The organism is Deltaproteobacteria bacterium (genome assembly GCA_020848905.1).
Taxonomy (GTDB): Bacteria; Myxococcota_A; Polyangia.
Genome location: JADLHG010000045.1, coordinates 247938 through 270232, shown reverse-complemented (window position 1 = coordinate 270232; position 22295 = coordinate 247938). Strand labels below are relative to the sequence as shown.

Below are 22295 nucleotides of genomic sequence, written 5' to 3'. Positions count from 1 at the left end.
CCACATCATACTCGAACTCCACCGCCGCTCTAGCACGCGGAGGTCGTCACCGCTGGATGTAGAGCGGGAACGAAACCTGCCGCGGAGCGCCCCGCCGCCGGGGGAACTGGAGCCGCTCGAGCGCGCGAGCCAGGCAGCTCCGCAGCGCGGACGACGCCCCCGCCTCCTTCAACGCCAGCCGCGACGCCCGGCCGTCCGGTCCGACGGCGAAGACCAGCGTGACCCCCTTGAAACGCGAGCTCCGCGCCGCCTCCTGCTGCAGGCACGGCGCGAGCGTCCCCACCTGGCCGCTCAGGACCTCGGTGAGGGCCTGCGGGTCCTCGTCGTCGTCGTCGGTCGGCGCCCCACCGCCGCGTGCCTCACGGTCGTCGAACGCGAGACGCGTTCCCTGCTTCTTCTCCTCGGCCACGTAGCTCGACCAGAGCTCGGAGCCGGTCAGCCGACCGTCCAGGTGGAGGAGCACGGAGTGCCCGGGGCAGCGAAACGTCCGGTGCTCGAGCTGCCGCATCGGAACCGCCGCGACGACCTCGAGCTGCACGGTCGCGGGCGTCAGCGAGCTCTGGCGCAGCGCCTCCATGGCGCCCGCGAGGGCCGCCAGCACGCTGGACTGGTAGCGCACGCGATCGCTCTTGATGTGAAGGTTGACCCGGAGCTGCGCCCCCTCGCGTCGCACGGCGGGCGGCTTGTCCAGCGGCACCCGCCGCGCCTGGAGGCGTCGGGCGATCGCCTTGACCATCGCGCGCTCGTAACCCGCCGCCTCCGCCTCCTGCCGTTTCACGAGGGTGAGCCCGTCCCCGCGCTGCCCCGCCGTGACCACCTCCTCGGCGGAGAAGCGGTAGGTCTCGTACTCGGTCGCGCGGTGCTCGGTCGCCGTGCGCACCGTCACGAGCTTGAAGCGCACCACGTAGCTTCCGGTGCGAAGGACGGGCTGCTGCAGCGCCTTGCCGAGCAGCTCGACGTCCTTGGCCACCGCATCCCGGCAGATCGAGCGGCTGCAGGGATCCACGAGCAGGTCCACCTCGACCAGGATCTCCCGCAGCTCCTTCAGGCGCGAGGCGGTGATGCGCCCCGGGTAGAGAAAGAGCAGGAGCCTCGGGACGGCGCGTGGGCGGGCGGCCTGCAGGTAGCGCCGGAGCGCCCGCTCGATGCGCTCGAGCTCGGCGGTGGTGAAGGTCTTGCCCGTCGTGCGATCCAGGAGCGCGTCGAGCTGCCGGTCCGCGTCGGTCTTCGGTCCGCCGCCGTCGATACGCTGCTTGCTCCCGGTCCGGAGGTCCACCTCCAGCAACCGGGTGCGATCCCCGGCCCACGCCGCGCGAGGGCGTGGCCCCGCCAGGACCGCGAGGGCCAACAGAACAAGCCAGCAGGTTGAGCGCATGGGCGCGACCAGCATAGCCCGGCGCCCCTTCCCCCCGCTACTGCGCGGCGCGGCGGAGTAGCAGCCCGTTGCTCGCGACGGCCCAGAGCTCGGTCGGGCCGCTTCCCCACGCGGCGAGGAGGTCGGCCGACGGTTCGGGCCAGAAGTACCCGACGCGCTCCCAGCGCTCGCGCGCGTGCCGGAGCACGGTCCCTCCCTGGCCCACGGCGTAGAGCTCGTCGCCCGCTCGCCCGAGGGCCGCGAGATGCGCGTGGGTGAGAGGCGTCACCGCACGCAGCGCGTCACCCCGGTGTTCGAGGATCGTGCCCGAGAAGCCGACGATCCAGGTGACGTCGCCGCTCGTGCCGTGGACCGCCGTGAGGTGCGCGAGCGTCCCCGTCTCGAGCCGACGAAACCGCGCTCCATCGAAGCGGAGCAGCGTGCCGTGCTGCCCGACCATCCAGACGTCGCTCGCGCCGCGTCCCCACACGCCGCTCAGGTGCTCGGTCGTGGGCCCCGGGAGCAGCCGCCACGCGCCGCCGTCGTAGCGCAGCACGGTCCCCCCGGCTCCGACGGCGTAGATGGTCGACGCGTCGCTCCCCCAGAGGCCCACGAGGTGCTGCTTGGTCGGTGCAACGACGCGCGCGACGCGACGTCCGTCGTAGTGCAGGAGGGTGCCGTTCCACCCGGCGGCCCACAGATCCTCGGGCCCGCTCGCCCAGAGCGCCGCGAGGTGCTCCGTCGTCCCCGAGGCTACCGGGTCGAAGCGCGCGCCGTCGCCTCGCAGCAGTCGCCCCTGCGCGCCCGCCAGCCAGAGCTCCTTCGGGCCGGTCCCGAAGACCGCCGCGAGCGGTCCCGGCGTACCGGACCAGACGGCCTCGAGAGGGACGAAGACGTTTCCCTCGAGCCGCGCCCGGTGGACCTGCAGGCACGCCGACTCCACCGGGCACTCGTGGACGAAGGGGTCCTCGCCCCGACAGCGCCTCGACGGCTCCGCGTACGCCTCGGCGGAGCGGCAGGAGCCGGCGCAGCAGGTGACGGGCCCCTGCCCCTGAAAGTAGGCCACCGCGCACGGAGAGCGCAGCGGACAGCGCGCGGCGGGCGTCTCCGCGGCAGGACAGCTACACCCCGAGGACGCCGTCGGAGCCGGTTGTTCGCACGAGGCGCAGCAGGCAGCGTTGGAGCTGCACAGGCCGATGTGGCAGCCGGCCAGGGCGAGGAGCACGCCGCCGAAGAACGCCGCTCGCATCATCGAGGCGAGTGTACCAGCTCCGCCTCCGCTCCACTGCCGCGCCACTGCCGCTTGACCGCCTTCGCCACCCCCGACGAGAATCGCGCGATGCAGCCCCTTCGCGCCCTCCCCTCGTCGGTCGCCGCCCGGATCGACGCCATCTATTCCGACCTGGACGACACGATCTCCACCGGGGGCCGCGTCTCTGCCGCCGCCTTCGCCGCCCTCTGGCGCGCCCAGGCCGCCGGCGTGAACGTGGTGCTCGTCACCGGACGCCCCGCGGGATGGTGCGATCACCTGGCCCGCATGTGGCCGCTCGCCGCCGTCGTCGGAGAGAACGGCGCCCTGGCCTTCGCCTGCGAGGAGGGCCGCATGCGGAGGATCTACGCCGCGCGAGAACCCGACGCGGCCGCCCGTCTGGCGGTCATCCGCGACGAGGTCCTCGCGACCGTCCCCGGCTGCAAGGTCTCCGCCGACCAGCCCTACCGGGAGTACGACCTGGCGATCGACTTCTGCGAGGAGGTGCCCCCGCTCCCCGAGGACGAGGTGGACCGCATCGCCGCCATCTTCCGGCGACACGGCGCGACGGCCAAGGTGAGCTCGATTCACGTGAACGGCTGGTTCGGGAGCTACGACAAGCTGAGCATGTGCCGTCGGGCCGCGGGGGAACTCCTCGGCGCGCCCCTCGACCCCGAGCGTGCCGTCTTCGTGGGCGACTCTCCGAACGACGAGCCGATGTTCCGGGCCTTCCCGCACGCCGTGGGCGTCGCGAACGTGCGGCGCTTCGCCCCTCGCCTGGCCGCACCCCCGAGCTACGTCGCCGACGCCGAGAGCGGAGCGGGCTTCACCGAGGTCGTGGACTACCTGCTCGCCGCGAGGGGGAAATAGGAGGCTACACCTCCACGTCGCCGCGGAGGAGCGCCCCATCGGGGATGCGAGCCGGAGCGCCTCCGAGGTTCCGCACCGTGACCGCGCCTTCCACGCGCACGTCGCGCCCGAAGGTCACGTCCCCCTCGACCGTGAGCGCGGTACACCGCAGCAGGCTGAGCGGGTGCGGAAAGCGGGCGTCGAAGTCGGAGAGTCCCTGGTAGTACCGATCGTCGAGGCGCACCACCGGAGGACCCAGCGCCGCGTCGCGAGCCCGCGCGGGTCGCACGGCCCCGTCCTCGTCGAGTCGACAGGCGTCGGAGCGCAGGACCAGGAGGTCGCAGGTCGCCTTCACCGGAGCGAAGCGCGCGCGCGGCACGCGGATCCCCGCCGCTCGCTCGAATTCGCCGATCCCGGCCCCCATGGCGGTCTCGAGCTGCACCACCTCCACGCCCGCCACCTTCTTGGGATTCACGATCAGCGGCAGACACACCCCCGGCCCTCGCAGCCGCTGCAGCATGGCGTCGATCCGCCACCAGAGGTTGTTCGTGTTGAAGACCGGAAAGCGGTCCAGGTCCTCGAAGTCCGCGAGGTGCTCGACCTCGACCTGACTCCGCTCGAGGAGCATGAGCTGCCGCCCACCGTACCGGACCAGCGTCCCCCCTTTCACGTCGGCCGGGCTCTTGTCGGTCACCTCCATCGCGAAGTCCAGGCCGCGTTCCTCGAGCAAGCCGAGGACCCCGAGGTCCACCGTGGCCGAGAGGTTGTCGATGTTCGAGACGAAGGCCCACCGGTACCCGAGGGCCGCGAGGCGCTCGAGCAACCCGCTCAGATAGAGCGCCAGATAGACGTCCCCGTGCCCCGGAGGGGTCCAGTTCTCGTCGACGTCGACGAAGGTGGCGGGGCGGCCCGTCACCCGCTCGATCCGCGGCACCTTGTGCTGCAGAAAATCGAGGGGCAGCCCGTCGGGTTGCCGGAAGCCCGCCATGACCTCGAGCGAGTCGGCCCGCGTGTGAAAGCTGTTCATGAGCAGCAGCGGCAGGCGAGCGCCGTGGCGGGCTCGCAGCGTGACGAGCTGGCGCGCGACGAGCGCGAGGAAGCTCTGGCCCTCGCGCACCTCGATGAGGGACTTGGCGCGGTCGAGCTTCATGGTCGTGCCCAGCCCGCCGTTCAGCTTCACGCAGACGAGCTGGTCGAGGAGCTCGGCCCCGCGCGCGCGGCGCGCCGCTTGATCTACCTCTGCGTAGGCGATCACGTCCGTGGGGCCGGGCACCGCCACGTCGGCCCAGGGGAGCTTGCCCGTCGCCCCCTCGCGATACAGCCCGTATTGCCTCGAGAACTCGCGAATGAGGGGCTCGGGCAGCCCCTCAGCGCGCATCCGTTCGACGAAGAGGACCAGCTCGGCAGAAGAGTCGTTCGACATGCGACGAACCATACCGCCACGCACCGCTCGCTGTCACGACGACCGAGGAAGGCCGATCTTCGCCCCGCTCCCCTTGTGCACCCCGCGTCCGTCCGGTAAGACCCTGCTCATGCGAAGGCTCCTCGGGTCATGGCTTCTCGGCGGCGCGTGGGCGCTCCTCCTCGCCGGCTGCTCCCTTCCTCCCGCGCAGGCGCCCTGCGCCGACGTGGATTGCTCGGGACACGGCGTCTGCGTCACCTACGAAGACGGCCCCCGGAAGGTTCCGACCTGCCGCTGCGACGCGGGGTACCTTCCGTCGGCCTCCGGCTGGCTCTGCCTCCCGCAGAACGACACCTCGCTCTGCGCGGGGGTGACCTGCTCCGGCCACGGCCGCTGCACCTCTCGCCGAGGGCGCGCGGCCTGCACCTGTGACACGGGGTACCGCACGAGCGACGACGGACGAAGCTGCCTGGACGGCTGCGCCGGGGTGAGCTGCTCCGGCCGCGGCGTCTGCGCGCTGGACGAGGGGTTGCCGCGCTGCGGCTGCGACGCGGGGTATCGCACCTCCGCCGACGGCCTGGCCTGCGAACGCGGCCCAGGCACCTCGCTCACCTACGCCCTCTACTGGGAGGACAACTCCGACTGGTCGATCGGCCGCGCCACCGTGGATTTCACCCCGGGCCCGCGCGATCCGGTGGAGACCGCGAGCTACGGCGTCCACCTCGACCAGGGCGGTCGCGGCCTCACCGAGGAGACGCGCCTCGACCTGCACCTCACGACCGACGGCTCCGAGGTGCGCGCCTTCGAGCTCGACCAGACCCTGACCCAGGGCAACGTCGCGCGCCGCCGCTTCGCCGAGGGGACGCTCGCCCCCGGCCGAGCCACGCTGCGCCACCAGCGCGCAGGCGCCACCTTCGTGCGCGAGCTCGCGCTCCCGCAAGGAGCCCGGCCCCTTCTCGCCCCCGGCCTCGGCGAATACCCGGGCTGGGTCGTGGGCCCCCTCTCGCCCACCTTCTATGCGCTCCTTCGCGCGCGCTACGACGCAAATCGCGGCGGCGAGCAGTGGATCGACGCGCTCTCGCCCGAGTCAGGCGCTCGCATCCCAGTCGCCGTGCACGCGGTCGGTACTCCGGCGGCAGACGGCGGCCCGGCGCTGCTCGAGCTTCCCGACCTGCACGTGCGCGCGCACTTCCGCGAGGCCTACCCGGAACGCGTCGTCTTCTACCAGGCCGAGCTCACCCTCGGCCGCGTCGAGGGGGTCCCCGTCGATCTCAACCGCTCCGCCCGACCTGCGGCCGTGGCCTGGCCCGAGCCGCCGGAGCTCCCGAAGGCAGCCGAACAGACCGTGGTGGTGCCGGTGGAGGACGGCGCCGCGCTCGAGGGGACCCTCACGCTCCCCCCCTCGCGCACCGGCCCGCTGCGCGCCGTGCTCTTCGTCGCCGACGCGTCCGCCCACGACCGGGACGCCCCCGCGCGACGCCTCCCTCACGCCGCGCTCCACCGCCAGCTCGCGCTCGAGCTCGCGCAGGCCGGCATCGCCTCCCTGCGCTACGAGGCGCGCCTGTCGCGACCCGACGCGCGAGCCCAGTTCGTCGGCCTCGACTCCCTGACCGCCGACGCCGAGGCCGCCTTCGCCACCCTGCGCGCGATGAAGGACGTGGACCCGAAACGGGTCTACGTCGCGAGCTTCGGCTGGGCCTCGCTCGAGGCGCTGACCCTCCTCGGACGCGGCCACCAGGTGGCCGGCTACGTGGGCCTGGCGCCCATCCTGGCGCGGGCCGACCTGGTCGTCGTGCACAGCGCCACCCGCTGGCTCAAGGCCGCCGGTTTCAGCGACCGCTTTCTCGACCGACAGCGCGCCTCGACGCTCGACGAGCTCTACCGACTGCGCCAGCGCAGCTACCGCGCTCCGCGCTACGACGGCGATCCCGTCGAGCTCTGGCGGGACCGCCTGCGCTTCAACGGTCTTCCGACCCTGGTCGGTTTCGCCGGTCCCGTGCTGCTCCTGCGCGGAGACAAGGACCAGGACACGCCCCCGAGCCAGCTCACCTGGGCCGAGCAGGCCGCGTCGGGGGCCGGCAAGTCGAACCTGAAGACGAGGACCCTCCCGGGGCTGACGCACGTCTTCGGCACGGAGAGCGCGGAGGACCCGCTCTGGGAGCGGGCCCACTTCCCCTACCGCGTGGCTCCCGCGCTGGTCAGCCAGCTCCGCACCTTCTTCGAGACGCCGTGAGGCTCCCCATGCGCACCTCGCTCTCCCTCGCCGCTTTAGCGTTCACGCTCGGACTTCCGGTGGTGCACGCCGCCGGCGGCGCCCGGGCGGAGGTCGTCACGCGCGTGACGCTGGCCTCGGCTCCGCTCGACCGGGCCCGGCTCACGATGCCCGGCTTCGCCATCAACCGGACGCCGGGTCAACCCCCGTTGCCCGAACGATCGGTGCAGCTCGCGCTCCATCCGCAGGTGGACCCGGCCTCGGTGCGCGTCGAGGAGACGCTCGGACCGCAAGAGAGCCTCCCCGGCCGTCAGCGCCTGCTGCCGAACCCGCCGGCGCTCCTCATCGCCCGGGGCCGCGCGACCCGCGTATGGGTCGGCGCCGAGCGCCCGCGAGAGGGCAAGGACCTGGCGGCCTACGGCGAAGGAGTCTTCCCGCGCACCGTGATCCGGCAGCGCGGCCTCGAGAACCGTGGCGGGATCGTGCTGCTCAACCTGCGCTTCATGCCGCTCCGCTACCGGCACGCGACCGGCGAGCTCCTCCTCGCCCGCCACGCCGCGCTGACGGTGCGCTATCGCCTGAAGTCGGACCGCCCCGCTCCCCTCGCGATCGCCGCGGACCTCGCGCAACACCTCGAGCCGACGCTGAACCTCGAGCAGGCGCGGTCCTTCTACCCGCGGACGGAGACCGCGGCCCGACCCGGCTACGCCATCGTCATCCGCGACGGCCTGCGCAAGAAGAGCCAGGCCCTCGGCCCCTTCGTGGCCCACAAGGAGTCGCTCGGCTTCGCGGTCACCGTCGTCTCCGACGACGCGCTCTCCACCGTCGCCGCGCCCCCCGCCGCGGACGACGCCGATCGGATCCGGCTCTGGCTGCAACAGCACTACCGGAAGCTGAATCTCCGCTTCGTGCTGCTGATCGGTAATCCGGACCCCACGCGACCCGGCGTGCCGATGAAGCTGACCTACTCGATGGCACGAAACGCCTTCAACCGCGAGCTCGCTCCCACCGATCACTACTTCGCCGATCTGACGGGCAACTGGGACCTCGACGGGGACGGGATGGTGGCCGAATTCCCCGACGACGACGGCCCGGGAGGCGTGGACCTGGCACCCGAGGTCTACGTGGGACGCATCCCCGTCTACGACGAGAACGCGGTGATCCTGGACCAGATCCTCACCAAGACCGTCGCCTATCAGCTCGACCGCCGCGACCGGAGCTGGCGCAAGCGCGTGCTCCAGCCCGCGGCCATGCTCTTCCTCGAACGCCAGTACGGGGACGAGAACAAGATCCGCGTGGACGGCGCCGACATCGCGGACGCGATCTACCAGCAGGTGATCAAGAAGGCCGGCTTCGGACACACCCCGATCTACGAGCGGGCCGGCGTGGACCCGTCGCAGCTCGCGAGCCCGCTCGACCTCGGGCGCGAGAACGTGCTCGCCGAATGGCGAAAGGGCTACGGCCTGGTCAACATGGTCGGCCACGGCTCCGCCTCGGGCATCTTCCGCCTGGTCTGGCATCGGGACAACGGCGACAAGGTACCCGGCTACGGAGAGGTCGCCGAGCCACCGTTTCTGCGCTACGACGACGTCGGACAGCTCGACGACACCCGGCCCTCCTTCGTCTTCCACGCCTCGTGCTCGAACGCCACGCCCGAGAGCCCCGACAACCTCGCCTACGGACTGCTCCGCTCCGGCGCCGTGGGCACGGTGAGCAGCACGCGCGTGGCGCTGGTGCTCCTCACGGCCGGCCCGGCCGCCTCGCAGAACATCTTCGGCCTCGCGCGAGCCTTCACCGACCAGCTCCTGCGCGGCAAGAGCGCGGGGGAGGCCATCTTCGAGGCGAAACAGCAGATCGCGGGGGACGCGGGCCCCCTGTACTGGTTCACGAAGCTCGAGATCGGCCTCTACGGCGACCCGTCGCTGCCGCTCATGACCTGCACCGCCGACGCGCAGTGCGACGACGGGCTGCGCTGCAACGGCAAGGAACGCTGCGCCACGGGGCAGTGCGTCCCCGGCGAGCCGGTCTTCTGTCCCGCGGCCGACCCGTGCGCGGAGCGCTACTGCAGCGAGGCGAGCGGTCGGTGCGAAGAGAGGGCCCGCCCCGACGGCGAGCTCTGCGACGATGCGACCTTCTGCACCGTGGAGGACCGCTGCGAAGGGGGGCGATGCCTCGGTGTCCCGCGCTGCGCCGCGCCGAGCAATCCCTGCGTCGTCGGCCGCTGCGACGAGAAGGCGCGCACCTGCGACGTCGAGCCGCTGCTTCCGGCCGGCCAGGCCTGCCACGTCGGCACGGATCGCGAAGGGACCTGCGTGGGGTCGGTGTGCGAGCCGGCCAAGGGCGGGGGCTGCAGCGCGAGCTCGGGCCCCGGGACGCAACGCGCGCTCCCGCTGCTCGGGCTACTCGTCGCCCTGCTGGCCGTCGTCGTCCGTCGCCGCCGCCGTCACCACGGCCGTGCCTGATCGCCGTAGCGGGCCTTGAACTCGTCGGTCGAGAGGCTGGCCGTGCGCGCCAGGGACTCGAGCTGCGGCCCCTCGAAGTCGTCGGGACCCAGGCGCACCATATACCGCCGCGCGAGGGTGTAGCCCGCCGAGTCCACGTCCACGCGACGCACGCGGGTCTTTCCCGTCACGGGGTCGAGCAGATCGCGTAGCCGGATGGGCATGATCTCGGGACCGTGCATGCAGACCATGGTACCGCTGTTCCCGCCGAGGAGGATCCGCACCGCCGCGTGGCCGAGGTCCTGCGTGTACTCCATGTCGCTCGCGATGGGGGCCGCGCAGCGCAGCTCGTAGCCGATGTTCTTCTCGACCACGGTGAGCTTGACCCCGCGCTCCGCGAGGGCGGCACGCACGCGGTTCTTCAGGATCTGCCCGAAGGGGAGCTCGGCCAGCCGCACGTGACCGTGGTCGTCGCGCTCGGCCTCCTTCAGGTCGGCGAAGTCCCGCTCGTCGATCGCCTCGGCCGCCCCCTCGGCGATGACGGCCACCCCGTAGTCGTGCCCCTGCACCTTGCGCTTGATCACCGCCCCCTCGAGGATGCGCGAGAAGCTCTCGAGCGAGACGGTCCTGCCGCGGAACTCCTCCGGCACGATGGTCAAGGTCGCGCTCGCCGCCTTGCCGATCCCGAGGGCCAGGTGCCCCGCGCTCCGCCCCATGGCCACCACGAAGTACCAGCGCCCCGTGGTCCGGGCGTCCTCCATCAGCGTGGTGACGATGTCCGAGCCGATCTGCCGCGCCGTCTGATAGCCGAAGGTAGGCAGGTCCGCCGGGAGCGGGAGGTCGTTGTCGATCGTCTTGGGCACGTGCGCGATGGCGATCTCGTTGCCCGAGAGGTGATCCACGCGGCTCGCCGTGAAGGCCGTGTCGTCGCCGCCGATGGTCACGAGGTAGTCCACCTTCAGCTCGCGCAGCGCCGTGATGACGTTGTTCATCTTGGCTTCGTCGCGGGCCGGCGCCTCGCGGGAGGTGCGGAGAATCGACCCGCCCTGCAGGTGGATGCGCGAGACGTCTTCGATCGTAAGCGTCCGGACGTGGCTCGTCTCGCCGCGCGCCAGCCACTTGAAGCCCTCGAGGATGCCGATCACCTCGAGCCCGTCGTTGATCGCCTCGATGGCCACGGAGCGGATCACCCCGTTGATTCCCGGCGCGGGGCCACCGCCCACCACGATGGCGAGCCGCTTGCCGCGACCCTGGCTACGAGACGATGTGGTGCTCTGCGCTGCCATGGAATGCCCTCCTGTCGCCGGTGGCGTGCGGGGGACATCCTAACTCTGTTTATGCAGAGGGAGGGCTGCGGTTTTTGCCGGAGCGCGAGGGGGAGGTGAGGCGAGGCGCGGCGCGAAGCACGAATGGGGGAGCGAGCGCTGCGGGGTTACCGAGCGCTGCGGGGCTACCGAGCGCGGCGCCGACGCGCGAGGGCGACGAGGCCGAGGAGCAGGCCGGCGGTCAGGAGGCTCGACGCAGCCGAGGACGAGGTCGCGCCGACCTGGCAACCACCGAGGAGCGTCTCCTGCTCGGCCGCGGGGCCTTCCACCGTACCGGTCACGGTCCCGTTTGCCGTCGCGTTCGACGCACCGGCGAGGCCGAGCTCGGGCGACTGCGTGCCCGCCGGGAGACCGTTTACGGAGCCGCTACCCGACGCAGAGCCCGGAGTTCCGGGGTTGTTCGCGGGGACCGGAGCGGGCGCGGGAGCGGGCGCGGGCGCAGGAGCCGGAGCGGGCGCGGGCGCGGGCGCCGGAGCGGGCGCGGGCGCGGGAGCCGGAGCGGGAGCAGGAGCAGGAGCAGGAGCAGGAGCGGGAGCCGGAGCCGGAGCCGGAGCCGGAGCCGGAGCGGGCGCAGGAGCCGGAGCCGGAGCCGGAGCCGGAGCGGGCGCGGGAGCCGGAGCGGGCGCAGGCGCAGGCGCCGGTGCGGGAGCCGGTGCGGGCGCGGGCGCCGGAGCCGGAGCGGGCCCGCCGAGGCCGAACTCGAAGGCGCCGATGTCCAGCGAGCCGACCTTCGGCAGACCCATGTCGAAGCCCTTGTCGATGGCCGGGCTACCCGACTGGAGCTGGAAGTCACCGGCGGCGGCGTTGACAAACCTGGGGTCTCCCGTGGTGGCGTTTGCGCCCGCAGCCGTCGCGCCGAAGAAGAGGTTGTTCGACACGGTGTTCGCGCTCATCGCGCTGCCGGTGAACCCTCCGAGGCCGTTGTTCGAGATGATGTTGTTGCGGATGACGTTGCCCGTCACCTTGCCGCCGTTGCTCGAGAACTGGATGCCGTAGTGCTTGTTGGCGTTGAAGACGTTGTTGTAGATCGTGTTGTTCCCCATGTCGCCGCCGCCCGAAGGCCAGAACTCGAGGCCGCAGTAGGCGTTGCCATAGGCCACGTTGCGGAAGATCTGGTTGTTCGTGGTCAGCGCCGCACCCATGGCCCCGTCCCCGACCGTGATCTGGAAGGCCGAGGCGCCGTTGTTGTAGACGCGGTTGTCAAAGAAGCGGCTGTTCGTGGAGTGGTTCAGGTAGATCGCCACCGCCTTGTTGCCGTAGAGCGTGTTGCCGTACACCTCGGCGTAGGTGGAGGCGTCCTTGACGTCGATCCCCTCCATCGCGTTGTCGTGGACCAGATTCCCCGCCACGGTCGCGTAGTGCGAGCCGCTGATCGTGATCGCCTCGTGAATGCCGCCGCCGTTCCCATCCGCGCGCACGACCTCGGAGTTCAGCACCTTCACGTTCGACGAGCCCTGATCCACGACGATGCCGCCGTGCCGGCTCGTGTCCATCTTCATCTTCTCGAGCGTGACGAAGCTCGAGCGCGTGACGTTGATGCCGTAGTAGGCGGAGGCGTGCGAGGTCAACCCGCTCAGGTTGATGTACGCGCTGTCCGCCACGTGGATGAGGCCCGCGTCGTTGACCCCCACGCCGCTGCCTTCGATGACCGGCGCCGCGCCGTCCGCCGCCTTGATCGTCACGGGCGCGGCCGCCGTGGCCTTGAGGCTGCTCACCACCAGACGTTCGCTGTAGCTCCCCGCGCCGATGACGAGCGTGTCGCCCGCCTTGAGGCTCTTCGTGCCCTTTTGCACCGTACAGAACGGCTGCGACGAGGTGCCGCTGCCGGTATCGCTGCAACCGGTCTTGCCAACGTAGTAGGTAGCGGCATACGCCGAGCTCGCCGCGAGACTGACCGTGAGCGCCAGAGCTCCTCCCAGCCAACTCTGTGTCCCTCTACCCGCTCCACGACCACGCGCCAGAGTCTTCTTGGTCAGCGACATGGGCCCCTCCTTTTTGCTGTGGGTGGGGCCTTCCTTCGGAAGGCCAGATTTTCGGCTGTCACCCTCCCCCATCGACCAACTCGTCGGGCACTTAACAGTATTTTTCCGAGAAGTGCTCAACCGCCGAACTTTGTTAAACTGTTTCGTCATCTACCCCACAATAATAGTTTCGAACGTTCGCATGATCAATGTATATTTTTTCTGCCATAGTACGTTACGTAGGCACACTCACCTTCAATTCGCGGCCTGTAAGCCCCAAACTGCGCCACATAAACGTATGCACGAGTACAAAAATCGGCAGAGCCGATGTACGGGCGGGGGGTGGAAGCCCTCCTAGGTGGGCCCCAGAATCGTCTCGATCTCCGCAACAATCTCTCGTTCCTCGTCCGTGACGTGTGCGTCGGCCACGATGAGCTCTCTCACCGCCCGCAGGGCCGCCTCCCGATGCTGTCGTAGGTAGCCGAGGTCGGGTGCAGGCAGCGCGGCGCGTCCCGCCACGGCCTCGCGGAGCTCTCGCTCATCTTCGGGAGCGACGCCGAAACGCCGAGCCTGATCCCCGAGCAGCTTCGCCTCGACGAGCTGCAGACGGTGATCGGCCCACGCCACTTGCAAGAGCAGCTTGAGCACCTCGCGGCCGAACCTCGGCTCGTTGACGACGTCGTTCATGAAGGAGCGCATGTTTGCAATCGCTCGTCGACGAGCGCAAGCAAAATGCCCAGCGGCAACTACGATCGCCTGGGGCTCGAGTCACCGATGAAGTGGGAGTCGAGTCTCCACTGCGCCGCAAGCGATCGATGATGCAGGGGGAATTTCTCGACGGAGAACTGTGAAAAAACGACTCACGTCGAGTCGACTTCGCGACGTCGATCGCGATGATCGCTAGAGCGTTCGCCCGTTCTGCGCAGCGTCGTTGTAACGCTTGAGCAGCTGCGTCTGATAGCGCTGGTAGAGGAGCGCGGCCTGCCTCTGCTCCTCGTGTTCCTTGCAGCTCAGGCGCTTCTGTTCGTCGGGGTCTGCGACGAGATCGAAGACCCAGCACTCGTTCGTCTTGAACGAGATCTGGAGCTTCAGGCGCGACTCTTTGATCGCCGTGAGCGTGTTCTCGTTCCCCCACAGAAAGACGTAGCGCCGACGAAAGCGGTCCTGAAAGAGCGATTCGCCCTGCAGGAGCCGCTCCTCGTGTTTCAAGCCCATGGCGTCCACGAGCGTGGGCAGGAGGTCCACGTGGCTCGTCGCCTCCGTCACCTTGCGCGCGGCGAAGAGGCGCGGCTGGTGAAAGAGCATCGGGACCTGGTAGTTCTCGTTGTAGCTCCCGCGCGAGTGCGTCCAGTTGCGGCCGTGCTGGCCGAAGGCCTCGCCGTGATCCCCGACGACCGCGAGGATCGTCCGGTCGAGCTGCCCGAGAGACTTGAGCCGCTCGTAGATGCGTTCGAGCTGCAGGTCGAGGCAGCGCAGGTTGTTGTAGTAGCGGTAGAGCGGCTTGACGGGCGGCAGAACCTGGCAGGGGGCCCCGTAGTCGGGATACGGCCAGTGCGCGACGAAGCTGTAGTACACGCCGAAGAAGGGGCCCTTCACCTTGCCGAGGCGGTCGAGGAAGAAGTCCACCGTCTTCCCTTCGTCCTTGGACATCGAGCGCCCCTCGACCTTGCCGCGAACGGGGAGCGAGCCGTAGTCCCAGAGCTCCTTGAGTCCGCTGTTCACCACGAACGCCCGAGGGAAATACCAGTCGAGCGGGGCTGGAGTGACCAGGAACTTCTCGTACGACTCCCCGAGCAGCGTCGCAAACGAGGGGATGCGGAGGTCCTTGCGCAGGGAGAAGATGCGCACCTGCGGCATCGGATTGAGACCGCTCAGGATCGAGAAGATGGCGCGTGGGCTGGAATTCCCCGAGGCGAAATGGTTCGCGAGAAAGAGGCTCTGCTCGGAGAGGCGCTGAAGAAACGGCATCGGCACCTTGTTTCCGACCTTGGTGCGAAAGGCGTACTGCAGCCCGGTGCTCTCCATGATCACGAGCACCACGTTCCAGGGGCCCTTCGCCGCGGGAGGTAGCGTCTTCTTCGGCTGCACCTCGGGTCTGACGAAGGTCGGATGCACGAAGCGCGGCGAGTCGAGCTGCGCCTGAAACGTGGCCGGAGCGGGGGCGGCGGTGGGACCGTCTTCCGCGCGCTCCTTCTTCGGCCCCTCCTGCGGGCGATCGCGCGTCGGGGACTCGTCGTCGAGACCCGCGGCGTGCGGGCGGTTGCCCCGGCTCGGTCGCTCGCTGCCCTCCTGCAGCGCCTGGATCCCGGCGATCACCTCGGGCACCGCGAACCACACGGGGCTCTGGCGCAGCTCCGCGGCGAGGAGCGGCTTCGGGTCGCGCCAATGCACGAGGTTCAGCAGGACCACGAGCGCGGCGAGGACGGCGAGCCCGCGGTTACGCCACCGGGCCATTCGCGCGGGGAGGGCGAAGGAGAGCCAGAAGAGCCCGAGCGGGGCGGCGAGCACCACGGCGTCGGCAGCGCGAACCACCGAGGTGTCGGCGAGCGACGGCGCGGAGAGGCTCTCGACCACCACCTCCCGCGTGAGCCCCGTCTCCATGGTGAAGATCAGCACGTGGTGCAGGCTCGAGAGGAGCGCGACCAGGAAGAGCAGCGGCTGGAGCAGGACCACGCCGACCCACAGAGGGATGCGGGTCCGCGCCGTGGGCCAGACCAGCCGGTACGCCCGGCCAACGACCAGGGCGCAGCCGGCGATCGCCGCCGCCACGGCCAGCTCCCAGACCACGAACTTGAGGAGATAGGTGATCGAGTACCGCTCGGGGAGGAACTGGAAGGGCTTGTCCGCCTGCACGAACAGGTCGTAGTAGAGCCGCGCGCGGTAGATGAGTCCGTAGAGGAAGAGCGCAGCGAACGCGTGCAGGGCCACCTGCGCGTGCCGCGACGGAGAGGTCGCGAGAGGAGACGCTGCCATCGCGTGAGATCCCATCGTGCTCGAACGCCTCTTACCCCAAGGGGACTCGCCGACGCAACGCCCGCGACGCCTCACCCACAGCTTGCCCGCCGCCAGGCGCCCTGGCAATGTAACGGCCCTTAGGCCCACTCCGAGGCGCACCCATGGAACACGCAGAGCTGACGGTCGAGGCGTTCGAGAACGGCCCCTTCATGGAGAACTGCTACATCGTGGCCGAACGCACGAGCGGCGCGGCGCTGCTCGTCGACCCGGGGGACGAGGAGCAGCGGCTCCTCGCGCGGGTGCGCGAGCTCGGCCTCACGGTGCAGGGCATCGTCAACACGCACGCCCACATCGATCACATGGGGGCCGTGGCGCCGCTCAAGCGGCTCCTCGGCGTCCCCTTCGCCATGCACCAGGGGGACCAGCCGGTCCTGGCGTCGGCGCCCGTGGTGGCCGGGTTCTTCGGCCTGCGCGCCCCCGAGGTCCCCGAGGTGGACCGCTGGCTCGCGCACGGGGACACCGTCACCGTCGGTGCGATCGACGGCCAGGTGCTGCATACGCCGGGTCACTCCCCGGGAGGCTGCTGCTTCTACTTTCCCCGGCAGGCGGTGCTGATCACGGGAGACACGCTCTTCGCCGGCTCGATCGGGCGCACCGACCTGCCCGGCGGCGACCTCGAGACCCTGCTCGCCTCGCTGCGCGAGCGGATCCTCACGCTCCCCGACGAGGTCACGGTCTACAGCGGGCACGGTCCGTCCACCACCGTAGGCCGGGAGCGGCGCGCGAACCCCTACCTGCAGGGAGATTTCGAGGGCTGACCGCGCTGCGCGGTCTACTGCGGGAAGAAGTCCTGCACGTCCTCGGCCTGGGCCTGCCGCCGGCGCGGAACCCGCCCCGCGAAGAAGTCCGCGAAGGCCTCCTGCGCCGCCGTGAGCTCCTGCGCGGTCGGCTCGAGGATGCGGTCTCGCTTCTGGACGTAGCGCGCGAGGCCGTCTCGGCTCACCTTGACGGGCGGCGTGCCGAAGATCTGATTTCGTCGCCCCTCGGCCACCTCCCAGCGCGGGAAGCGCGCCACGCCGCCGCCCACGTGCCAGCGCTCGGCGTCCACCCCGTCCACCGCCACGCGGTCGCCTGCCCGCACGTGCGCGAGCACCTCGTTGGCCGCCTCGGCCGTGTTGACGTGGATCTCGGTCAGCCGCCCGCGCTCCGCCGCGTAGCCGCCACCGAGCTCCCAGGCCACCGGGATCCCCTTGCTGCGCGCCAGAGCGAAGAGAAAGGCGTCGCGGAGCTTGAGGCCGCCGCGGCTCACCTTGAGGCCCACGCCCTCGTTCACGGGGTCGTCGTGGTAGGGGTCCGCTCCCGCGTTGTAGATGATGACCTGCGGCCGGAAGCGCTCCACCATCTGCTTCAGCTCCTGCGAGAAGATGGCCAGGTACTCGCTGTCGGTGGCCCCGCGCGGGACCGGCCGCGGCCGGTTGGTGACCGTCTCGAAGGGCTGCTCGGTCGGCACGCCGTAGACCGAGAGGTACCCGATGCGGGGGTCTCCCATGGTCAGGTCGTTGGTCCCGCCCCCGAAGTGGATGTCCCCGTCCACGATCAACACGCGCTGCGCGAGCCGGTTGGCCAGCAGCTTGCGGGCGGCCACCACCGGGCCGTTGAAGGTCCCGAACCCGCCGCCGGTGTGCACCTTGGCGTGGTGCGAGCCGGGGGCTAGATTGCCGACGATCGTCCCCTGCTCCAGCGCGAGCTTGGCGGCGGCGTAGGTTCCGCCCGCCACAGAGAGCGCGTGACGCGCCACCTCGGGGGTCCACGCGCCGCGGAAGCCCTGCGAGAGCGCGTTCGGGCCGCCGCTCACCACCGCGCCCGCGTAGCGCGCCGTGTGCACGCGCAGCAGGTCCTCGAGCCGCAGCTCGGCGGGCCGATGCACGCGGTCCTGCGCGACGAGGCCCTGCGCCTCGAGCGCGCGGAGCACCTCGGCGGGCTTGGTGTGCGCTACCGTGTGGAGCGCGTCCCCCTCGCGGCGGAAGGTGTAGCTCGGCGAGTACACGAAGAGCTGCCGCGCACCGTCGGCACGAGGCACCTCGGGCCCGTCCACCACGGGAGCGTCGTCACCGGGCTCGCCCCCGGTACCGAAGGGCTCGGGACGCACGCCGCCGCGCTGGGCCATCGCGATCGCATCCATCAGAGTGCGCTGCTCCTCGCGGACGTATTGATAGCTCTGGGGCGGCCGGAATCCCGGCAGCAGGCGGCGCATCTCATCGAGGCTGGTCGGGGCCTGCAGCCGCCGCGGGTGCCGGGCCTCGATGGCGTAGCCCACGCCTCCGTCCAGGTACCAGTCGAGGCCGTCGTAGGTCGTGCCCATGAGCGAGCCGAGCGTGAGCCAGAGCTTCATGGCCGAGCCCGAGAGGATGCGGCCGGTCTGGAAGACCCCCACCACGGACTTGTGGGCCAGCCGCCCCTTCGGTCCCCTCTCTGAAGAGGAATAGACCAGCACCGGCGTCCCCTCTCCCCACCCGGGCCGCTGCTTGCGAATCTCGAAGCGCTTGACGCCCTCCACGAGGATGGCCTCGGCCATCCCGGGCTGGATCGACATCAGCACGGGACGGCTCGGTCGCGCGGCGGCTGCACGGTCCTCGGCGCGCGCGGGCGCGGCCAGGACGAGCGCGCCGAGGGAGCTCAGCACGAACAGGAACGATGATCGAAGACGTGGCGTCATGGCGTTGGGCACCTCGGGCCAAGTCTGCAAAAGCAGGGGCCGTGCCACCCTAAGCCGTTGATCTGCCAGAGGCTCGCGCGGCCTGCGGCACCGGCATTCGGAGAGATCCCCGAGCAGTGGTGACTCGGGTGGCCACGTTGCCGCCGAGAGGTCACGGCGCGACCACCCGAGATCCGGCGAGTTGCCCGGGGACCACGGCGCGGATCTGGGCTGGCTCGAGGCTTGCTCTGCGCTACCCCAGCGCGACCGGCGCGGGGTGTGTCATGCAGAGAAATCATCGATGGATTGGGTTCGGGGCGCTGCTTCTGCTGGCCGTCGGGGCAAGCCCGGCCGTTGCACGAGGGCGCGACCGCGCCGAGCGGCCCAAGCAGGAGATCTGGTACCACACGGGCTATCCGGGCGGTGTGGTGGGCCCGAACGAAGGGATGTCGGCCCTCATGGGCCCGACCAAGATGCCGCACGTCTTCGCCGAGATCGTGCGCGCCGGCCTGGTGCCGGGATCCCAGCTCCACACCGACGCCGGGCAGGTCCGCGGCCGGCAGCGCCCGGCGGCCCCCATGGACCTCGCGAGCCTGCGCCAGGTCCACACGGACGACTACCTGAAGGCCGTCCTCACCGGGCAGCCGGCGGAGCTGGCCACGTCGCAGGGCCTGCCGCGCTGGGACGCGAACATCGCGCGGGGCTGGCTCCTGAACACGGGGGGTCTCTTCGCGGCCGCCGAGACGGCGCTGCAGAAGAACACCATCACCGCGAACCTCGGACATGGCTACCACCACGCCAGCCCGTCCACGGGCATGGGCTTCTGCACCGTCAACGGCCTCGGCGTCGTGGCGAAGAAGCTCGCCGCCCAGGGCAAGAAGGTGCTGATCGTGGACCTGGACCAGCACGAGGGCAACGGTACGGCCGACTGCGTGATCGGGGAGCGCAACGTCTGGAACGTCTCTATCTACGGCAGCTACATGGGCGGGCCCGACGCGACCCCCAACAACCGCGTCCTGGCCGTAAACCACCGCGCCGTCGAGAAGGGGCTGAAGCGGGACGTGAACTACCTCGCGGCCATCTCCTCGCGCCTGCCGGCGATGATCGACGAGATCCAGCCCGACATCATCATCTACCAGGCGGGGATGGACCCCTACGACTGCGCGGGCATCACCCCCGAGGCGCTCAAGGCCCGCGACGCGTACGTCTTCTCCCTGGCGCGGACCCGCAACATCCCCCTCACCTGGGTGCTGGCCGGCGGCTACACCGACGTGGCGACGCTCGTGCGTCTACACACGGGCACCGTGAAGGCCGCCAACGAGGTGCTCGGGCAGGTGAACGTGGGCCACCAAGTGGTCAGCGCCGGTGGCGATGCCTACGCCTGGTCCACGCGCGGCCGAAGCGTGCGCTTCGCCGACTGGCGCGCGCTGAACGAGCAGCTGAACGGCCGGGAGCACGTCCAGGCCCGCCGGGAGCTCTCGGCCGTCGAGGTGGAGGAGTTCATGGCCGGACGCGCGGCGCTCATGCAGTCGCGCCGGTTGCCCGACCGCGACATGGAGCAGGCGTTCCGCGGCCTCTTCGGGGATGCGCCGTAGCGATGCGTTGAGGGCGCGCGGCGGCGACCGCCACCGCGCTACGAGGGGGCCCCCGCTTTGGGCGGCGCCTACTTGCCCGCCAGCGTGCGAATGTGCATGCGGAGGGCCTTCACCACCTCGACCTTGGCCTCGAGGTCCGGGTTCGAGGGCATGGCCGCGCTCGTGCCCACCGCGGCGCCGCCCTTCACGATGATGTTTTCCAGGTGCTCGTCCGTGGCGCCCTTCTGCCAGGCCGCGTCGGAAAAGTTCCGAGGCTTCGGGTTCAGGCCAGCCGAGGCCGCGCCGTCGCCCTTGCCCGTCGCGCCGTGGCACGAGGCGCAGCGGCTCTTGAAGATGTTGGTCGCCTCTTCCTTGGCCGCCGCCGAGGGCTCGGCACCGCCAGCGCCCCCCTCGGCTCCGCCCTTCTTGCAGCCGGTGCCGAAGGCCAGCGTCATGCCCAGCGCCGCCACACATAGACCCATCGTTCGCTTCATCGTCAAAAACTCCTCGCTTGGCTGTGGAGGGCCCCCTCGAGGACCCGTGCGGGTGAGCCCCAGGCCTCGGCCATGGGTCGGCCCTATTCGTTTGGTCCACGCTTCCTAGGTCAAGATGGCGCGGGCTGTCAAGCAGAGGTGGGTCGTTCGGCGCTGATCTCGATCAAGCTCAAGCGGGAGTCTTCTGCCCCGCGACCGCGGCAGCCGCTGCAGCCCGCTCCTCGCGCAGCGAGTCCCTGCGCCCCTTCACGAGATGCCAGAGGAGAATCAGGGTCACGCCGGTCGCAAAGATGCCGATGTAGATGGACCCCATCTGCGGATAAGCCTCGGTGGTGAAGTTCGCGATCTCCTTCCTGCCAAAGACCGCGGGCGTGAAGGGCGGCATGCGGAGCGGGGCCTTCGGGTCCAGGTCGTGCCCGAAGGTGTAGAGCTGGTAGTAGAAGCGCCCCATGCCAAAGGCGCTCACGTAGCCCACGATCACCGCCAGGTCGAGGAGCGAACGCACGTTCCCTACCACCGCGACCCGCAGCGCGAGCAGGATGAGCGCCCCCAGGGCAAAGGGGAGCCAGTCCAGATCCTTCAGCGCCGCGCGGTCGATGGAGTGCATACCGATGTAGTGGTTGAGGACGTTGACCTCGTGCAGGTCGCGTCCTCCGCGTCCCCCTTCCAGCTTGTAGGAGTAGATGTGGAGGCTCAGCCCCTCGGGGTACTGCGGCGCGATCATGCCGATGCGCCAGAGCGGAGCCCAGAAGCTCAGGATCAGCGGAATGACCAGGGCGGCCAGGAGGAAGCGGGAGGACAGGTAGAGCGGGCGATCCAGAAAGGCGTAGAATTTGTCGATTGCGCGTCGCATGGGTTGACCTCGCGTCGGGGTTCGTTACCGCTACCTCGGTGACCCATCCCCATTGTTAGAGCCCGCCCAACGTCGTGAAGGTTCTGCTAGACGACGTCCCCTCGACGGAACCGCCAGAGCGCGGCTCCAAAGGCCCCCCACCCGACGAGCAGGGGCCAGACGAGACCTAACAGAAGCAGCGCCGTCGCGCCAACTTGATTTGCGAGGTAGAAGCCGACCGGACCCAGCACCGAGAGCTCCGGGTCCACCGCGGAGAGAAGCGCCATGCGCGCCGCCTGCACCGGGTTCAAGGCCGCCAGGGTGAAGACCAGCCGGGGCTCCACCTGCCACTGGAGCATCAGCCCCGACAGCGCGAAGTCGAGCAGCGCCACGCCCCCCACCCAGAGCAGCAGCAGGTAGATCATGGCCTTGGCCTGGTTGCGGACCACCGTCGAGACCAACACTCCGAGCCCGGCGAAGGCCCAGAGCAGGGTCGCGCTCACGGCGAGGCAGCGGGCCAGAAAACCCGCCGAGATGGCCTCGCGATAGGCGATCCAGCCGTAGAGCCCGACCCCGAACATGAGCAGGCCGAGCGGCAGCACGAGGGCCGCGTAGCGCACGAGCGTCACGCCCGCGAGGTAGGCCCCGCGCCCGATCGGCTGACTGAAGAGGAGCTCGAGCGTCCCGTCGTCGCGCGCGTGGTTCACCACCTGTCCCGTGGCCGTGAGCGCCATGAGCGGCAGGAGCACGAGCAGCGCGTGCGAGAGCGAGAGCAGGACGCGGCTCGTGCCGGTGAAGCCCTGAACGGTGGACTCTTTGAGACCCACGAGCACGAAGACGAGCGCCAGGATGCCGTAGACTGCCACGCAGAAGAGCAGCCAGCGCGAGCGCAGGACCTCCGCCAACTCGAGCCGGATCACGGCGAAGAGAGCACGTCGGGTGCGGTCCATGG

General features: G+C 70.3%; 16 protein-coding genes. 5 read left to right on the top strand and 11 right to left on the bottom strand.

Features of this window, described 5'->3' with window-relative positions; genetic code table 11:
- Nucleotides 1-46 precede the first annotated feature (46 nt).
- Together IT371_21010 and IT371_21005 are read right to left on the bottom strand one after the other, a co-directional pair.
- Nucleotides 47-1348 (bottom strand): hypothetical protein, encoded by a 1302-nt coding sequence (locus IT371_21010; protein ID MCC6750160.1) that lies wholly within the window; start codon nucleotides 1346-1348, stop codon nucleotides 47-49.
- Nucleotides 1349-1412: 64 nt separating this feature from the next.
- The gene (locus tag IT371_21005; protein ID MCC6750159.1) at nucleotides 1413-2606 is read right to left on the bottom strand and encodes a hypothetical protein; all 1194 of its coding nucleotides are present in this window, start codon (nucleotides 2604-2606) and stop codon (nucleotides 1413-1415) included.
- 87 nt (nucleotides 2607-2693) lie between these two features.
- Between IT371_21005 and IT371_21000 the strand changes: the two genes are divergently transcribed.
- Entirely contained in the window at nucleotides 2694-3473 is a 780-nt protein-coding gene (locus IT371_21000; GenBank protein MCC6750158.1) for an HAD-IIB family hydrolase, read from the top strand.
- Nucleotides 3474-3477: 4 nt separating this feature from the next.
- Here IT371_21000 and IT371_20995 read toward each other — a convergent pair whose 3' ends face one another.
- Nucleotides 3478-4875 carry a UTP--glucose-1-phosphate uridylyltransferase gene (locus IT371_20995; protein ID MCC6750157.1) on the bottom strand — a complete coding sequence of 466 codons (1398 nt, stop codon included), beginning with the start codon at nucleotides 4873-4875 and terminating at the stop codon, nucleotides 3478-3480.
- On the opposite strand from IT371_20995, the gene IT371_20990 reads away from it, so the two are divergent.
- Both IT371_20990 and IT371_20985 read left to right on the top strand, forming a co-directional pair.
- Entirely contained in the window at nucleotides 4874-7087 is a 2214-nt protein-coding gene (locus IT371_20990) for a hypothetical protein (protein MCC6750156.1), read from the top strand. The two genes, IT371_20995 and IT371_20990, sit on opposite strands and share 2 nt — an antisense overlap.
- Nucleotides 7088-7095: 8 nt before the next feature.
- On the top strand, nucleotides 7096-9528 hold the full coding sequence (locus IT371_20985; GenBank protein ID MCC6750155.1) for a hypothetical protein: 2433 nt from the start codon (nucleotides 7096-7098) through the stop codon (nucleotides 9526-9528).
- On the opposite strand, the gene IT371_20980 is transcribed toward IT371_20985, so the two are convergent.
- The 4 genes from IT371_20980 to IT371_20965 all read right to left on the bottom strand — a co-directional run bounded on the left by IT371_20980 (nucleotide 9510) and on the right by IT371_20965 (nucleotide 15766).
- On the bottom strand, nucleotides 9510-10793 hold the full coding sequence (locus IT371_20980) for a 6-phosphofructokinase (GenBank protein MCC6750154.1): 1284 nt from the start codon (nucleotides 10791-10793) through the stop codon (nucleotides 9510-9512). The genes IT371_20985 and IT371_20980 overlap by 19 nt on opposite strands.
- Before the next feature lie 164 nt (nucleotides 10794-10957).
- Nucleotides 10958-12814 carry a right-handed parallel beta-helix repeat-containing protein gene (locus IT371_20975; GenBank protein ID MCC6750153.1) on the bottom strand — a complete coding sequence of 619 codons (1857 nt, stop codon included), beginning with the start codon at nucleotides 12812-12814 and terminating at the stop codon, nucleotides 10958-10960.
- Between the two features lie 333 nt (nucleotides 12815-13147).
- Complete coding sequence (locus IT371_20970) at nucleotides 13148-13492, bottom strand: TerB family tellurite resistance protein (GenBank protein ID MCC6750152.1); 345 nt, start codon at nucleotides 13490-13492, stop codon at nucleotides 13148-13150.
- Between the two features lie 201 nt (nucleotides 13493-13693).
- Nucleotides 13694-15766 (bottom strand): sulfatase-like hydrolase/transferase, encoded by a 2073-nt coding sequence (locus IT371_20965; protein MCC6750151.1) that lies wholly within the window; start codon nucleotides 15764-15766, stop codon nucleotides 13694-13696.
- Between the two features lie 143 nt (nucleotides 15767-15909).
- Here IT371_20965 and IT371_20960 point away from each other — a divergent pair, with 143 nt between their 5' ends.
- Complete coding sequence (locus IT371_20960; GenBank protein MCC6750150.1) at nucleotides 15910-16566, top strand: MBL fold metallo-hydrolase; 657 nt, start codon at nucleotides 15910-15912, stop codon at nucleotides 16564-16566.
- A 14-nt stretch (nucleotides 16567-16580) separates the two neighbouring features.
- Here IT371_20960 and IT371_20955 read toward each other — a convergent pair whose 3' ends face one another.
- On the bottom strand, nucleotides 16581-18464 hold the full coding sequence (locus IT371_20955; GenBank protein MCC6750149.1) for a hypothetical protein: 1884 nt from the start codon (nucleotides 18462-18464) through the stop codon (nucleotides 16581-16583).
- 263 nt (nucleotides 18465-18727) lie between these two features.
- Here IT371_20955 and IT371_20950 point away from each other — a divergent pair, with 263 nt between their 5' ends.
- Complete coding sequence (locus tag IT371_20950) at nucleotides 18728-20038, top strand: hypothetical protein (GenBank protein ID MCC6750148.1); 1311 nt, start codon at nucleotides 18728-18730, stop codon at nucleotides 20036-20038.
- Between the two features lie 68 nt (nucleotides 20039-20106).
- On the opposite strand, the gene IT371_20945 is transcribed toward IT371_20950, so the two are convergent.
- The 3 genes from IT371_20945 to IT371_20935 all read right to left on the bottom strand — a co-directional run bounded on the left by IT371_20945 (nucleotide 20107) and on the right by IT371_20935 (nucleotide 22293).
- Nucleotides 20107-20511: a c-type cytochrome gene (locus tag IT371_20945; protein MCC6750147.1), complete on the bottom strand. Its 405-nt coding sequence runs from the start codon at nucleotides 20509-20511 to the stop codon at nucleotides 20107-20109.
- A 169-nt stretch (nucleotides 20512-20680) separates the two neighbouring features.
- A complete protein-coding gene (locus tag IT371_20940; GenBank protein ID MCC6750146.1) occupies nucleotides 20681-21364 on the bottom strand; it encodes a hypothetical protein in 684 nt (227 codons plus the stop codon).
- Between the two features lie 86 nt (nucleotides 21365-21450).
- Entirely contained in the window at nucleotides 21451-22293 is an 843-nt protein-coding gene (locus IT371_20935; protein ID MCC6750145.1) for an ABC transporter permease, read from the bottom strand.
- Between the last annotated feature and the right edge of the window lie 2 nt (nucleotides 22294-22295).

Coding starts and splice junctions, on each gene's coding strand:
- IT371_21005 (MCC6750159.1), bottom strand. CDS start 2,606: ATGATGCGAGCGGCGTTCTTCGGCGGCGTGCTCCTCGCCCTGGCCGGC.
- IT371_21000 (MCC6750158.1), top strand. CDS start 2,694: ATGCAGCCCCTTCGCGCCCTCCCCTCGTCGGTCGCCGCCCGGATCGAC.
- IT371_20990 (MCC6750156.1), top strand. CDS start 4,874: ATGCGACGAACCATACCGCCACGCACCGCTCGCTGTCACGACGACCGA.
- IT371_20995 (MCC6750157.1), bottom strand. CDS start 4,875: ATGTCGAACGACTCTTCTGCCGAGCTGGTCCTCTTCGTCGAACGGATG.
- IT371_20985 (MCC6750155.1), top strand. CDS start 7,096: ATGCGCACCTCGCTCTCCCTCGCCGCTTTAGCGTTCACGCTCGGACTT.
- IT371_20980 (MCC6750154.1), bottom strand. CDS start 10,793: ATGGCAGCGCAGAGCACCACATCGTCTCGTAGCCAGGGTCGCGGCAAG.
- IT371_20975 (MCC6750153.1), bottom strand. CDS start 12,814: ATGTCGCTGACCAAGAAGACTCTGGCGCGTGGTCGTGGAGCGGGTAGA.
- IT371_20970 (MCC6750152.1), bottom strand. CDS start 13,492: ATGCGCTCCTTCATGAACGACGTCGTCAACGAGCCGAGGTTCGGCCGC.
- IT371_20965 (MCC6750151.1), bottom strand. CDS start 15,766: ATGGCAGCGTCTCCTCTCGCGACCTCTCCGTCGCGGCACGCGCAGGTG.
- IT371_20960 (MCC6750150.1), top strand. CDS start 15,910: ATGGAACACGCAGAGCTGACGGTCGAGGCGTTCGAGAACGGCCCCTTC.
- IT371_20955 (MCC6750149.1), bottom strand. CDS start 18,464: ATGACGCCACGTCTTCGATCATCGTTCCTGTTCGTGCTGAGCTCCCTC.
- IT371_20950 (MCC6750148.1), top strand. CDS start 18,728: ATGCAGAGAAATCATCGATGGATTGGGTTCGGGGCGCTGCTTCTGCTG.
- IT371_20945 (MCC6750147.1), bottom strand. CDS start 20,511: ATGAAGCGAACGATGGGTCTATGTGTGGCGGCGCTGGGCATGACGCTG.
- IT371_20940 (MCC6750146.1), bottom strand. CDS start 21,364: ATGCGACGCGCAATCGACAAATTCTACGCCTTTCTGGATCGCCCGCTC.
- IT371_20935 (MCC6750145.1), bottom strand. CDS start 22,293: ATGGACCGCACCCGACGTGCTCTCTTCGCCGTGATCCGGCTCGAGTTG.